The 13,777-nt window shown below is 65.9% G+C and carries 13 protein-coding genes; 11 read left to right on the forward strand and 2 right to left on the reverse strand.

Annotated elements, in window-relative coordinates; genetic code table 11:
• The first annotated feature begins 3 nt into the window (after positions 1-3).
• The 5 genes from truA (at position 4) to accD (ending at position 4,637) form a co-directional block, all read left to right on the forward strand.
• Positions 4-825 carry a tRNA pseudouridine(38-40) synthase TruA gene (truA, locus tag ACSFA7_RS23220; protein ID WP_435501536.1) on the forward strand — a complete coding sequence of 274 codons (822 nt, stop codon included), beginning with the start codon at positions 4-6 and terminating at the stop codon, positions 823-825.
• Positions 822-1,523: a phosphoribosylanthranilate isomerase gene (locus ACSFA7_RS23225; protein WP_435501537.1), complete on the forward strand. Its 702-nt coding sequence runs from the start codon at positions 822-824 to the stop codon at positions 1,521-1,523. Before truA ends, ACSFA7_RS23225 begins: the two co-directional genes overlap by 4 nt.
• A 48-nt stretch (positions 1,524-1,571) precedes the next feature.
• A complete protein-coding gene (trpB, locus tag ACSFA7_RS23230) occupies positions 1,572-2,858 on the forward strand; it encodes a tryptophan synthase subunit beta (protein ID WP_435501538.1) in 1,287 nt (428 codons plus the stop codon).
• Positions 2,858-3,703 carry a tryptophan synthase subunit alpha gene (gene trpA, locus ACSFA7_RS23235; RefSeq protein WP_435501539.1) on the forward strand — a complete coding sequence of 282 codons (846 nt, stop codon included), beginning with the start codon at positions 2,858-2,860 and terminating at the stop codon, positions 3,701-3,703. The genes trpB and trpA overlap by 1 nt, the downstream gene beginning before the upstream one ends.
• Positions 3,704-3,764: 61 nt before the next feature.
• Positions 3,765-4,637 (forward strand): acetyl-CoA carboxylase, carboxyltransferase subunit beta, encoded by an 873-nt coding sequence (gene accD / locus ACSFA7_RS23240; protein ID WP_013540010.1) that lies wholly within the window; start codon positions 3,765-3,767, stop codon positions 4,635-4,637.
• Between the two features lie 86 nt (positions 4,638-4,723).
• On the opposite strand, the gene ACSFA7_RS23245 is transcribed toward accD, so the two are convergent.
• Entirely contained in the window at positions 4,724-5,284 is a 561-nt protein-coding gene (locus ACSFA7_RS23245; protein ID WP_435501802.1) for a YggT family protein, read from the reverse strand.
• A 49-nt stretch (positions 5,285-5,333) separates the two neighbouring features.
• Between ACSFA7_RS23245 and ACSFA7_RS23250 the strand changes: the two genes are divergently transcribed.
• From ACSFA7_RS23250 to ACSFA7_RS23275, 6 genes are all read left to right on the forward strand, one after another.
• On the forward strand, positions 5,334-5,999 hold the full coding sequence (locus ACSFA7_RS23250; protein WP_435501540.1) for an LON peptidase substrate-binding domain-containing protein: 666 nt from the start codon (positions 5,334-5,336) through the stop codon (positions 5,997-5,999).
• A 95-nt stretch (positions 6,000-6,094) separates the two neighbouring features.
• Complete coding sequence (locus ACSFA7_RS23255; RefSeq protein WP_435501541.1) at positions 6,095-6,952, forward strand: hypothetical protein; 858 nt, start codon at positions 6,095-6,097, stop codon at positions 6,950-6,952.
• 186 nt (positions 6,953-7,138) lie between these two features.
• On the forward strand, positions 7,139-8,701 hold the full coding sequence (lysS, locus tag ACSFA7_RS23260; protein ID WP_435501542.1) for a lysine--tRNA ligase: 1,563 nt from the start codon (positions 7,139-7,141) through the stop codon (positions 8,699-8,701).
• Entirely contained in the window at positions 8,698-9,984 is a 1,287-nt protein-coding gene (locus tag ACSFA7_RS23265; protein WP_435501543.1) for an Hsp70 family protein, read from the forward strand. The genes lysS and ACSFA7_RS23265 overlap by 4 nt, the downstream gene beginning before the upstream one ends.
• On the forward strand, positions 9,981-10,508 hold the full coding sequence (locus ACSFA7_RS23270; RefSeq protein WP_435501544.1) for a M48 metallopeptidase family protein: 528 nt from the start codon (positions 9,981-9,983) through the stop codon (positions 10,506-10,508). Before ACSFA7_RS23265 ends, ACSFA7_RS23270 begins: the two co-directional genes overlap by 4 nt.
• Positions 10,505-12,403, forward strand: coding sequence for a glycosyltransferase (locus tag ACSFA7_RS23275; RefSeq protein ID WP_435501545.1), 1,899 nt, complete (start codon positions 10,505-10,507; stop codon positions 12,401-12,403). Before ACSFA7_RS23270 ends, ACSFA7_RS23275 begins: the two co-directional genes overlap by 4 nt.
• Positions 12,404-12,422: 19 nt before the next feature.
• Here the strand turns inward: ACSFA7_RS23275 and ACSFA7_RS23280 are convergent, their stop codons facing one another.
• Complete coding sequence (locus tag ACSFA7_RS23280) at positions 12,423-13,772, reverse strand: glycosyltransferase family protein (RefSeq protein ID WP_435501546.1); 1,350 nt, start codon at positions 13,770-13,772, stop codon at positions 12,423-12,425.
• Positions 13,773-13,777: the final 5 nt, after the last annotated feature.

The following is a 13,777-nucleotide window of genomic DNA, read 5'->3' on the forward strand; positions in this document are numbered from 1 at the left end:
TTCGTGAGGCTGGCGCTCGGCATCCGGTACAACGGCCAGGCATACGAGGGCTGGCAGAGCCAGCGCTCGGGCCGCACGGTGCAGGACAAGCTCGAAGCGGCCCTCGCGAAGTTCACTGCCGACCCATCGGGTCGCATCGGCACGCTGTGCGCCGGCCGCACCGATGCCGGCGTGCACGCGTTGATGCAGGTGGTGCACTTCGACACCGAGGTCGAGCGCGAACCCTTCTCCTGGATGCGCGGCACCAACCGCTTCCTGCCCGACGACATCGCGGTGCAGTGGGCACAGCCAGTGCCCGACGAGTTCCATTGCCGAGCCAGCGCACTGGCTCGGCGCTACCTCTACGTGCTGTCGCAATCGCCGGTGCGGCCGAGTCTCGATTCGGGCCGGGTCGGGTGGTCGATGCATCCGCTCGACGGCGATGCAATGCGCAAAGCCGCCGCCGTACTCATCGGCACACACGACTTCAGTTCGTTCCGCGCCTCGGCCTGCCAGGCCAAGTCGCCCGTGAAGAACCTGCGCCGCATCGAGATCACGCGGGTCGGCGAAGGCGAGCGCTGCCGCTGGGATTTCGAATTCGAGGCCGACGCCTTCCTGCACCACATGATCCGCAACCTGATGGGCTGCCTCGTGCGCATCGGCCGCGGCGACGAGCGCCCCGAGTGGATCGCCGAGGTGCTCGAGGCCCGCAGCCGCAAGGTCGCGGCGCCGACCTTCTCCGCGGATGGCCTGTACTTCCTCGGCCCGTTGTACGACGCCAAGTGGGGTCTGCCGGCCGAGGCCACGCTGCAGGCCGGCGGTGCTCCTTATGATGGCCCGCCATGACGTCCTCGCCTCCCCGCACCCGCATCAAGATCTGTGGCCTCACGCGTGAGGCCGATGTGGATGCCGCTGTCGAGGCCAGCGCCGACGCGATCGGCTTCGTGCTCTACGCCAAAAGCCCCCGCGCCGTGACGGCCGAACGCGCCGCCGAACTCGCCTCGCGCTTGCCCCCCTTCATCACGCCAGTGCTGCTCTTCGTGAACGAGGACGCTCCCAAAGTCATAGCATCGCTTGCCCATGTGAAGGGCGCCATCGCACAGTTCCACGGTGAAGAAACGCCCGAACAGTGCGAGGAAGCCACCGGCCCGGGACACTTTCGCTACATGCGCGCCGCCCGGATTCCGCTGGGGGCTGCCGGGGCCGGCTTCGACCTCGTAAAATACGCGTCCGATTACTCCCACGCCCAGGCCATCCTGCTCGACGCCCATGTCGAAGGTTATGGCGGTGGCGGCAAGGCTTTCGATTGGTCACTTCTTCCACCCGCCGTCGACGCTCACCTCGTCTTGAGTGGTGGGCTCACACCTGCAAACGTGAGCGATGGCATTCGCATCCTGCGGACACGCTGCAAAACGCTGTCCGTTGATGTGAGCTCGGGCGTCGAAATCGACGGCCCCGGGAACAAGGGCCTGAAGGACGCCGGAAAGATCCGGCAATTCGTCGCAGCTGTCAGAGCGGCCGACGCCTCGTCCTTCTCCAGTTAGCCGCCGCACCCGATCGTCATTCGGGCTGCGGCCCAACGATCGAGAACCATGCAAAGCAATTTCCAGGATTACCAGCAACCTGACGCCACCGGCCACTTCGGCAACTACGGCGGCACCTTCGCGAGCGAAACGCTCACCCACGCGATCAACGAGCTGCGCGACGCGTACGCCAAGTTCAAGGAAGACCCGGCGTTCCTCGCCGAATTCCACTACGAGCTCAAGCACTTCGTGGGCCGGCCCTCGCCGATCTACCACGCCGCGCGCACCAGCCGCGAAATGGGCGGCGCACAGATCTACCTCAAGCGCGAAGACCTCAACCACACCGGCGCGCACAAGATCAACAACGTGATCGGCCAGGCGATGCTCGCGCGCCGCATGGGCAAGCCCCGTGTGATCGCCGAGACCGGCGCCGGCCAGCACGGCGTGGCCACCGCCACCATCTGTGCGCGCTACGGCCTCGAATGCGTGGTCTACATGGGCAGCCAGGACGTCAAGCGCCAGAGCCCCAACGTCTACCGCATGAACCTGCTCGGCGCCACCGTGGTGCCGGTCGAATCGGGCAGCAAGACGCTGAAGGACGCGCTCAACGAGGCGATGCGCGACTGGGTCACCAACGTGGAAAACACCTTCTACATCATCGGCACCGTGGCCGGCCCGCACCCGTATCCGACGATGGTGCGCGACTTCCAGAGCGTGATCGGCACCGAGTGCATCGACCAGATGCCCGCCATGCTCGCGGCCGACGGCATCACCGGCGAGGCGGAAGGCAAGCAGCCCGACGTGGTGGTGGCCTGCGTTGGCGGCGGCAGCAATGCGATCGGCATCTTCCATCCCTACATTCCGTTCGCCAACACCCGGCTCATCGGCGTGGAGGCGGCGGGCGAAGGCCTGGACAGCGGCAAGCACGCGGCCTCGATCCTGCGCGGCAGCCCCGGCGTGCTGCACGGCAACCGCACCTACCTGCTGCAGAACGAAGACGGCCAGATCACCGAGACCCACAGCATCAGCGCCGGCCTCGACTACCCCGGCGTCGGCCCCGAGCACGCGTACCTGGCCGACATCGGCCGCGCCGAGTACGTCGGCATCACCGACGTCGAGGCGCTCGAAGCCTTCCACTACCTGTGCCGAACGGAGGGCATCATTCCCGCGCTCGAATCCAGCCACGCCGTGGCCTACGCGCTGAAGCTCGCGAAGACCATGCGCCCGGACCAGTCGATCCTGGTGAACCTCTCGGGGCGCGGCGACAAGGACATCGGCACCGTCGCCGACCTGTCGGGTGTCGATTTCTACGACCGCCCCTCGATGCGCGGCCTGAGCGTGAAGGGAGGCAAGTGATGAGCCGCATTGCCGCCACCTTTCAGACGCTCCAGGCGCAGGGCCGCAAGGCGCTGATTCCCTACGTCACCGCCGGCTTCCCCTTCGCCGACATCACGCCCGAGCTGATGCACGGCATGGTCGAGGCGGGCGCCGACGTGATCGAGCTGGGCGTGCCTTTTTCCGACCCGATGGCCGACGGCCCCGTGATCCAGAAGGCGGGTGAAGCCGCGCTGGCGCTGGGCGTCGGCATGAAGCAGGTGCTCGCCATCGTGGCCGCGTTCCGCCAGAAGGACGCGACCACGCCCGTGGTGCTGATGGGCTATGCGAACCCGGTCGAGCGCTATGACCTCGTGCACGGCAAGCAGGCGTTCATCCGCGATGCGTCGGCCGCCGGTGTCGACGGATTGCTGGTGGTCGACTACCCGCCCGAGGAATGCGAGGCCTTCGCCGCCGATCTGAAGGCTGCGAACATCGACCTGATCTTCCTTCTGGCGCCCACGAGCACCGACGAGCGCATGGCGCAGGTCGCGCGCATCGCGAGCGGTTATGTCTACTACGTGTCGCTCAAGGGAGTGACCGGCGCAGGCCACCTGGACACCGAGGCGGTTGGCCAGATGATTCCGCGCATCCGCCAGCATGTGAGCATCCCGGTCGGCGTGGGCTTCGGCATCCGCGACGCCCGCACCGCGCAGGCGGTCGGCTCGACGGCGGACGCCGTCGTGATCGGCACCAAGATCATCCAGCTGATCGACGGGCAACCGCGCGAGAAGGTGGTGCCCGCGGTGCGCGAATTCCTCGCCGGCATCCGCGAGGCGCTGGACGCCCTGCCGGCGGCTACCCCCAAGAATGCGGCTGGCCGATAATCTCGGTTGCCCTCACCCAGCCCCTCTCCCCCAAGGAGAGGGGAGCTAATTCCGGAGTCCTATGAGCTGGCTTGAAAAACTGCTACCCGCCAAGATCGCACAAACCGACCCTGCCGAGCGCCGCCAGGTGCCCGAGGGCCTGTGGATCAAATGCCCGGCCTGCGAGACGGTGCTCTACAAGACCGACCTGGAGCACAACCAGAACGTCTGCCCGAGCTGCAGCCACCACCACCGCATCGGCGCCCGCGCGCGCCTCGATGCCTTCCTGGATGCCGAGGGCCGCTACGAAGTCGGCCAGGAAGTGCTCCCGGTCGACGCCCTGAAATTCAAGGACAGCCGCAAGTACCCCGAGCGGCTGAAGGAAGCCCTGGAAAACACCGGCGAGACCGATGCCCTGGTCGTCATCGGCGGCTCGGTCCACAGCATCAACGTGGTCGTGGCCTGCTTCGAATTCGAGTTCATGGGCGGCAGCATGGGCAGCGTGGTCGGCGAGCGCTTCGTGCGCGGCGTCGAGACCGCCATCGAGCAGAAGGTGCCCTTCATCTGCTTCACCGCCACCGGCGGTGCGCGCATGCAGGAAGGCCTGCTCTCGCTGATGCAGATGGCCAAAACCAACGCCGCGCTCACGCGCCTTGCGAAGAAGGGCCTGCCCTACATCAGTGTGCTGACCGACCCGACCATGGGTGGGGTGAGCGCCGGCTTCGCCTTCGTGGGCGATGTGGTCATTGCCGAACCCAAGGCGCTGATCGGCTTTGCCGGCCCGCGCGTGATCGAATCGACCGTGCGCGTGACGCTGCCCGAGGGCTTCCAGCGCGCCGAGTTCCTGCAGACCAAGGGCGCGATCGACTTCATCAGCGACCGCCGCGAGCTGCGCAAGACCATCGCCAGCACGCTCGCGATGCTGCTGCGCCAGCCAGCCGACGCGGTGAGCTGAACGCGCAGCGACACGCGACGAGCCAAAGCAAGAGGGCCCGGGTGCAATGCATCCGGGCCCTTTTTTGTTTGTTTGCTGGCTGTGACTCAGAAAGTCAGTTGGTAGGCAAACACCAGCAGATTGCTCAGCACGATCGCAATCACCTGCAACACCACGATGGCCGCGAGGGGCGACAGGTCCACGCCGCCGATCAGCGGGATGAAGCGGCGGAACGGCCGCACCAGCGGTTCGGCCAGACGGGAAATCAGGTCAAGCAGCATCGGCGAGGCGCCCGGCACCCACGACAGCACGGCATAGACCACCAGGAGCGCGGTCAGCCCCGAGATCGCGAGCTGCAGCAACCCCACCAGTGACACCAGCGGCAAGGTGGCGATCCGGCCGAGGTTGCCGATCAGCAGCCACAGCAGCAGGAACTTCAGCATCACCAGCAGCCAGGCGGCGATCAGGCTCGCCAGGTCCCAGCGCTTGACCGAGGGCACGATGCGCCGCAGCGGCAGCACGATCCAGTCGGTGATCGCGAACACGAAGCGCCCGAGCGGATTGCCGAACGGCACGCGGTGGTACTGCATGTAGAGACGCAGCAGGCAGGCGCCGCCGAGCAGGCCGACGATCACGTCGAGGAGGAACGAAGGAATCTGGTAGAGCATGGGGCGCGGTCGTGAGCGGAATGCGATGATAGCCATGCAAGGTTTTTCGATGACGACACAGCCCCTTCTGCATTCACTGCCATTGTTTCCGCTCGGTACGGTCCTGTTCCCGGGCGGTCTGCTTCCTTTGCGCATCTTCGAGGTGCGCTATCTCGACATGATCGGCAAATGCCGCAAGGCCGATGCGCCATTCGGCGTGGTCAGCCTCACGAGCGGCAGCGAGGTCCGCAAGGCCGGCGCGGATGCGGAAAGCTTTGCCGCCATCGGCACGCTGGCCGTCATCCGCGAGTTCGAATCGCCGCAGAGCGGCCTGCTCCAGATCGAATGCGTCGGCACGCAGCGCTTTCGCGTTCGCAGCACCGAGCTGCAGAAGCACGGCCTGTGGGTTGCCGAGGTGGAAGCAGTGATCGAAGACGTCGCGCTCGAAATCCCCGACGACCTCCGGCACACGGCCACCGCGCTGCGGCGCCTGGTCGACACGCTCGAAGAACGCCGCCGCGCGCAAAGTGCACAAGGTGCGCAAGGTGCACGGGCCGTGCGGTTGCCCATCGGCGAGCCCTACCGGTTCGACGACTGCGGCTGGGTGGCCAATCGCTGGTGCGAGCTGGTGCCGATGCAGCTCGAATTGCGGCAGCGGCTGATGGAACTCGACAGCCCGTTGATGCGGCTCGAGCTGGTCAGCGATTTGTTGGCGCGCACGGGGATTTCCAGTTGAGCTCCCGCACCGGGAAGCCTGCCGTGCAGCGTTAAGCTCGAGCCCCCGGTGCAGGATGCGCCGTCCCCGACGAACCGTGATCATGAACATCCGCCATGCCAGGTCCTGATTACTTCTTTTGCATCGCGCACGAGGCGCCATGGTTCGACCTGCCGGGCCACGTCGAAGTCGTCGCCACGGGCAAATACCAGGCCGACGGGCGCCTGAACATCCGCGACTCGCAGCGCACCATCGGCACGGGCAGCCTGAACGGCGACAGCTTCTATCCCTATCTCACCGGCACCGCGGGTTCGCTGTACATCAGCGAGTTGCTCCAGGGCCGCCCGACGGAGGGTCGATCGGTCTGTGTCTTTCAGTACCGGAAGCTCATTTCGCCAACCCCCATCGGCGAGCCCTCCATCAACTACCCGTTCATGCGCATGCTGGGCATGCCCTTCGGCAAGGAGCAGGTGGCCGAGATTTTCGCGAGCTACACGACGGACCTGCTGATGCCGCATCCCTTCATCATGAGCGAAGGGATACTGGCCCAGTACGCCGCCTGCCACCATGTCGCGGACTTTCTCCTGCTGACGCGCATCGCCATCGACCGGCAGGTGCTGCACGAGTCCGAGATCACGACCTTCTTCGACAGGGGGCTCTTCATTCCGGGCGGGGTCGAATTCGGCGTCTTTCCCTGCCATCTCTACATCGGCATCCTGGAGCGCCTGCGTCCGGTCGTGGACGAATTCCTGACGCGGCACGCTCCGGTCGAACCGCATCACGCGTATCAACGACGCGCACTCTCCTTTTTCGCGGAGCGCCTCACCAGCTACCTGCTGCTCAAGGAGCTCGGTTGGCCCGTTTCGGGCGTCAACCCCGACGGCACGGGCTGCGAACTGCCTGCGCAGAACATCGGCTACATGTGCACGTTGAGCGAAAACGGCCAATACCGCGTATTCGGTCGTCCCGACTAGGCGTGCCACGCCAAAGATGCGGATGCGGCGGGCAGGGCTTGTGGCTCGCGGTCGCTCGCTCTTTTTTTCATAGCGCATTGCGCAGAATCGGCGGGCGCTGGAGCTCGGTTTGATCCGCGCTCGATGGTCTAAAATGCCCGGTTGCGCACGCTTCCCTTTCCATCCTGCGCGCCCCACCCGCTTCCCATGTCCGATCACCTGACTCCTCCCATTCCTGCGCCCGCTGCCGCCCCCGTTGCAGCCCCTGCCGTCGACGACAACAAGCTCATCGCCGAGCGCCGCGAAAAGCTCAAGCTGCTGCGCACCGCGCAGGTCGAGGGCAAGGGCGTGGCGTTCCCCAACGACTTCAAGCCGGGCCATCGCGCCGCGGCGCTCGTCGCAGCGCACGATGCGATCGAGGCCGAGGCCCTCGAGGCGCAGGCTATTCCGGTCAGCGTGGCGGGCCGGATGATGCTCAAGCGCGTGATGGGCAAGGCCAGCTTCGCGACCTTGCAGGACGCCACGGGCCGCATCCAGCTCTACGTGACGCGCGATGCCGTCGGCGAAGAAGCGTATGCGGAATTCAAGCGCTGGGACCTCGGCGACATCCTGGGTGCCGAAGGCACGCTGATGAAGACCAAGACCGGCGAACTATCGGTCAAGGTGACGAAGCTGCGCCTTCTCACCAAGAGCCTGCGCCCGCTGCCCGGCGATTTCTACGGCATGGCCGACCAGGAACAGAAGTACCGCCAGCGCTATGTCGACCTGATCACCGATGAAGCGGCGCGCGTGCGCTTCACCGCGCGCAGCAAGGCCGTGAGCGCCCTGCGCGAGTTCATGGTCGCCAACGACTTCCTCGAAGTCGAGACGCCCATGCTGCACCCCATTCCCGGCGGTGCGAACGCCAAGCCCTTCAAGACGCACCACAACGCGCTCGACCAGGAGATGTTCCTGCGCATCGCGCCCGAGCTGTACCTCAAGCGCCTGATCGTCGGCGGCTTCGAGCGCGTGTTCGAAATCAACCGGAGCTACCGCAACGAGGGCATCTCGGTGCGGCACAACCCCGAGTTCACGATGATGGAGTTCTACGCGGCCTACTGGAACTACCGCGACCTGATGGACTTCACCGAGACGCTGATCCGCACCATCGCCGACAAGGCCGTGGGCTCGCAGCAGCTGACGTACGGCGGTAAGCCGGTCGACCTGACCCAGCCCTTCGAGCGCCTGACGATCCGCGAAGCGATCCTGAAGCACACCGACGCCGGCGATGGCGTGGACGACACTGCCTGGCTCATCAATGCCCTGCGCAAGCTCGGCCTGAGCGAAGAAAAAGACAAGCTCTCGCAGCGCAGCCTTGCGAGCCTGCAGGTGATGTACTTCGAGGAGACCGTCGAAGAGAAGCTCTGGCAGCCGACCTTCATCATGGAACACCCGACCGAAATCTCGCCGCTGGCACGCGCCAACGACGAGCGCCCCGAGGTCACCGAGCGCTTCGAGCTGTACATCACCGGCCGCGAATTCGGCAACGGCTTCAGCGAGCTGAACGACGCCGAAGACCAGGCCGCGCGCTTCAACGCGCAGGTGGCCGCCAAGGACAGTGGCGACGACGAAGCCATGTACTACGACCACGACTTCGTGCGCGCGCTCGAATACGGCATGCCGCCCACCGGCGGTTGCGGCATTGGCATCGACCGGCTGATGATGCTGCTGACGGATTCGCCGAGCATCCGCGACGTGATCCTGTTCCCGGCGCTGCGCAGGGAGTCTTGAGCGTGCCCTCACCGTCGTCGCTGCCGACGATCGGCATCGACTTCGGCACCTCCAATTCCGCCGTGGCCTGCCGGGTCGACGGCGTCGCCCGCCTGCTGCCCATCGAAGGCAGCGCCACCACCCTGCCGACCGCGATCTTCTTCAACGCCGAAGACCGCACAACCCACTTCGGCCGCGAGGCCATCGCCCTGTATCTCTCGGGCGTCGAGGGGCGCCTGATGCGCTCGCTCAAGAGCCTGCTCGGCAGCGCGCTGATGCAAGAGAAGACGGCCGTCTACGACGGGCTCGTGAGCTTCGAGGACATCATCGCGCGCTTCCTGCGCGAGCTGGCGGTGCGCGCCGGGCGCGAGCTCGGCCGGATTCCCGAGCGGGTCGTGATCGGCCGGCCCGTTCATTTCGTGGACGACGACTCCAAGCGCGACGAACGCGCCGAAGAAAGTCTGCGCCACGCGGCCCGCGCGGCGGGTTTTCGCGACGTGGCCTTCCAGCTCGAACCGATCGCAGCCGCCTTCGACTACGAGCAGCGGATCACGAAGGAATCGCTGGTATTGATCGTCGACATCGGCGGCGGCACCTCGGACTTCACCGTCGTGCGCGTGGGTCCGGACCGGGCCGCGCGCAACGATCGCAGCGACGACGTGCTGGCCACCAGCGGCGTTCACATCGGCGGCACCGACTTCGACCAGCGGCTGAACCTCGACCGAGTGATGCCGGCGTTCGGCTTTCGCCACCACGGGCCGCAGGGCCGCGAGGTGCCGAGCAAGGTGTTCTTCGAGTTGTCGTCGTGGCACCTGATCAACTGGCTCTATGCCGCCAAGGCGGTTCGCCAGGCGAAGGAGCTGCGCACCAGCTATGCCGACACGCAGCTGCACGACCGGTTGATGACGGTGCTGGAAGAGCGCCACGGCCACCGCATTGCCAGCGCCGTCGAGCAGGCCAAGATCGATGCTTCCGTGACCGATGCGCAGACCTCGATCGACCTGTCGTGCGCGGAAGCGGGGCTGACGGCCACGCTCTCCCCCGCCGACATGGCGCAACAGCTTTCCGGCCAGCTCGAGAACGTGATCGCCTGCGCGCATGCCTGCGTCAAGCGCGCGGGCCTTCGCAGCGGCGACCTCGATGCGATCTATCTCACGGGCGGCTCGTCGGCGCTGCGCCCGTTCCAACACGCCTTGCGAAAAAGCTTTGCCGGCGTGAACCTGGTCGAGGGCGACCTGTTCGGCGGCGTGGTCACCGGGCTGGCCTGCGCGACGCCGCAACAACGGCGCCGGGGCATGAGATGAAATACCTTGCGGGCTATCCGGCGGCCCTGCAGGAGCAGGTCAGCCAGCTGATCGCGCAAGACAAGCTCTCGGCACTGCTGAGCCAGCGCCATCCCGGCGGCACGCACGACATCCAGTCGGACCGGGCGCTCTACGACTACGTGGGCGGGCTCAAGAACGAGTTCATGCGCAAGGCCGAGCCGCTGGCCAAGGTGATGTTCGACAACAAGCTGCACGTGATCCGCAATGCGCTGGGCACGCACACCACGGTCTCGCGCGTCCAGGGCGGCAAGCTCAAGGCCAAGCGGGAGATCCGGGTGGCCAGCTTGTTCAAGGAAGTGCCGCTCGACCTGCTGCGCATGATCGTCGTGCACGAGTTGGCGCATACCAAGGAAAAGGCCCACGACAAGGCCTTCTACGCGCTATGCACGTACATGGAGCCGGACTATCATCGATTCGAGTTCGACCTCAGGCTGTACCTGACGCATCTGGACCTCGGCGGAAAACGCCTCTGGTCGCACGAGGCCTCCACCACACCCCCATGACGCTGCCCAGACTTCACCTCACCTCGCTGTCGCAGGAGGAAGTCTGTGGCGACATCGTCGAAGCCTTCAGGTTGGCGATCGAGAGGCTCGGCTATCCGACCACCTATACCCATTGCCACATCGAACCGGGTGTCATCAACATCCTGTTCTTTTTCTGGGACATGCCGTGGAGCGAAATCCAGCCGCACCACCCCGACTGCATCATCGTCAACTTCGAACCGATGGTGCCCGGAACGCACGCATGGTCCGAGAAGTACCTCGATGTACTGAAGCGCGCCTATGTCTGGGAGTACAGCAAGACGAACTTCCAGAGAAATTTCGAGTTGGGCTACAGGAACGCAGACTACGTCGCCCTTGGCTGGGAGCTCGGCGCGGCGGAAGTCGTGCCGCTCGCGGACATCCTGCCGGAAGAACAGCAGGACATCGACGTCGTGTTCTTCGGCTCGCTCACGCGACGCAGGATCGTTCTTCTCGAGACGCTGATCGCGCGCGGCCTGCGCGTCGAACTCAACCGCGGCCGCCACTGGACGCTGGAAGAACGCAACGACTACGTGCGCCGCGCCAAGGTGGTTCTCAATTTTCACAACTGGGAAGACTCGCGCATCGTCGAAGTCCCGCGGCTGTCCATCCTGATGCGGCACCGCAAGGCGGTGGTTTGCGAGCTCTACCCCGACAGCGAAATCGAGCCATGGATGCGCGACGCCGTCGTCGGTGCGCCCTACGAGCGGCTGGTCGAAGCCGTCGAGGAACTGCTTGCGGACGCCCCGCGGCGCGCCATCCTGGAGCGGGAGGGGCTCGACAGATTCACGCGCCCGTGGGCGCCGCCGCTCGTCGGCCCCGCGATCGAGCGCTTTCTCGACTGGCGCGCCCAGCAGGCCGACCGGTTCGTGGCCACCGAACTGCCCAGCGTGAGCGTCTGCCTTGTTCTAGGCACGTCGCCCGAAGCCTTGTCACGCAGCCTGCAGAGCCTGGCCGAACAGCGCGATATCAAGCTGGAGGTCGTGCTCATCGCTCCCACCGACTCGGAGGCGCTCGACGCCGTCCTCGCAACCCCGCCCTTCCCCAATATCCATTTGATCCAACTGCCCGTGGCATTCGACCGGGCCACCGCCCGCAACATGGCGCTGGCGCAGTCCACGGGCGACTACGTCGTGTTCCTCGACGCCGGCGACGTGGCGGCGCCCGAACGCCTGCAGCGCCAGGTCGCGCTGCTGGAAACCCGCCCCACGATCGACATCGTGGGCTGCTGGTGCGAGACGGACGAGGAGCCCCTGCGTTTTGCGGAGAGGCACCAGGACATCGTCGCGGAATACCTGAGCCCCCGGCCGCTGTTGCTGTCGGCGTGCATGGTGCGTCGAAGTTTCCTGGAGCGCAGCGGCGTGCGGCACGATCCGGAATTCACCGTCCACGACGACTTGCACCTGCTTTGCAAGAGTGCCGCGGGCGGCGCGCGTTTCGCCGTCATCCCCGAGGTGCTTCATACGCCCGCCGCGGTGCCCGCGGCGGCCGATCCCGTGCGGGCGGCGACGCTCGGCATGCGTGCCCGTGCGCTGGTGCTGGCCTACCTGCTGCCCCAATGCAGCGGCGAGGACGTGAGCGAGATCGCCCAGCTCTACGCGCACCTGTGGCCGCCGACGCTCGAATTTGCCGAACACCTTCTCGGCACGCTGGCAAGCGCCTGCTTCAGGCCCTCCGCCGCGCCCGAGCAGCAACCGGTGGAACACGAGACGCTGACGCGCGCGTTGCGGCACGAGGCGCTGCGACTGCTGCGCGTGTTCTTCAATGCAGGCCTGGCGGACAAGGACTGGCTGGAACGCCAGTTCGCGCGCGATGAAGTCGCGGCCTTCCTGGCGCCCGCCGCGAATCAATTGCCCGCCCGGGTCTTCAGGCACTGACCCTCGGCAAGGACTGCCGTCAGCGGATGCGCTGGGAAGCTGCGTCGCGCGCGGCCATGTACGCGGAGCGGTAGGGCTCGCCGAGATTGATGAAATGCACGAGCAGGGTTTCTTCGGTCGCCAGGTGCGGCGGCGTGTTGATGCTCAGGTTGTCGAGCACGCTCTCCGAGCCGACCAGCCCCTCGGCCGACAGCACCTCGTTGGTGTAGTACTGGTCGCCCTGGCTGGCGTAGACGGTGGACTTGTCGTCGACGGTACCGATCCGCGCCCAGATGCGTGCCAGCAGCTCCGCATTGCGGGCCGTGTTCCTGAAACCCATCACCCCCGAGTTGAACGACCACGCGCCCACGTCCTTGCCCAACAGCAGGTCGCGGCCATTCAGCAGTTCCTCGATGCGTCGGGTCTGGTTGAAGAACAGGGTGTCCGCGTCGATCCAGATGATCCAGTCGTGCTGCGCGAGATGCTGCTGCAGCAGCCACGTCCGGACCCACGAGCCATTGATGCCCGGCCCGATCTCCTCCGGAACGGCACGGTACACGTGGTAGGTGTACCCGTGCCTCTCGCAATAGCGCTTCGCGTTGTGCTCGGAAACGCGCGCGTAGCTGTTGATGTGATGGGTGTACAGCGTCAGGAACGCAATGCGTGCTCCCGGGTTGTAAGTGGTGAGCGGCTCGCCGGAGAGCTCCGGATAGGCGGCCGGCTGCAGCACAGGGCGACCGTGCATCAGGGCGTCGTTGACCTGATCGATCAGCAGGCGCTGCAGGTTGAGGTCGTGCAGCATGTCTTCGCGCAACCCGCCGCCTGGCGCGACGATCGGCAAAGGCGCCATGTTCACCACGAAGATGCGGGCGTGGAACCACTGGCTGATGCGCCAGGAGACGTTCACATAGATGTCCCCGATCGTGGCATTGCATCCCAGCATGCCCGCGGGGCGCAGCCGCGCTGCTTCGTCGAGCCGGTCGGTTACCAGTGCGATCACCTGGCCGCAGTCTTCGATCAGCCGATGCAGCATGGCTCTGTTCGCCGGCGTGTTGCGCAGGACCATCATGTTGGTCATCGCCAGGCCGGCGTGCTCGCCGACGGCCGGGCTCTCGAGCACCAGCAGGTCGCGGCCTTCCATCAGGGTTTCGATGGCAACGGGGTGAAAAACCACCGAACTGCCGTCGAGGAGCAGCAACCAGTCGCCCTCGGTCAGAACACGCAGACGACGAAGCATCTCGCTGTACCTGGCACCGGCGCGCAGCGCGGGGTGGAGGATGTGATCGCTGTCCACCCACTGGTGGTCATACCCGAACAAGCGGCAATAGTGCGCATGGTTGCGCAACACCGCATCGTCCTTGCGCTGGAAGAAGCTGAGGCACAAGGGCATGGTCT

The sequence above is a fragment of the Variovorax trehalosi genome (genome assembly GCF_051216415.1).
Taxonomy (GTDB): Bacteria; Pseudomonadota; Gammaproteobacteria; order Burkholderiales; family Burkholderiaceae_C; genus Variovorax.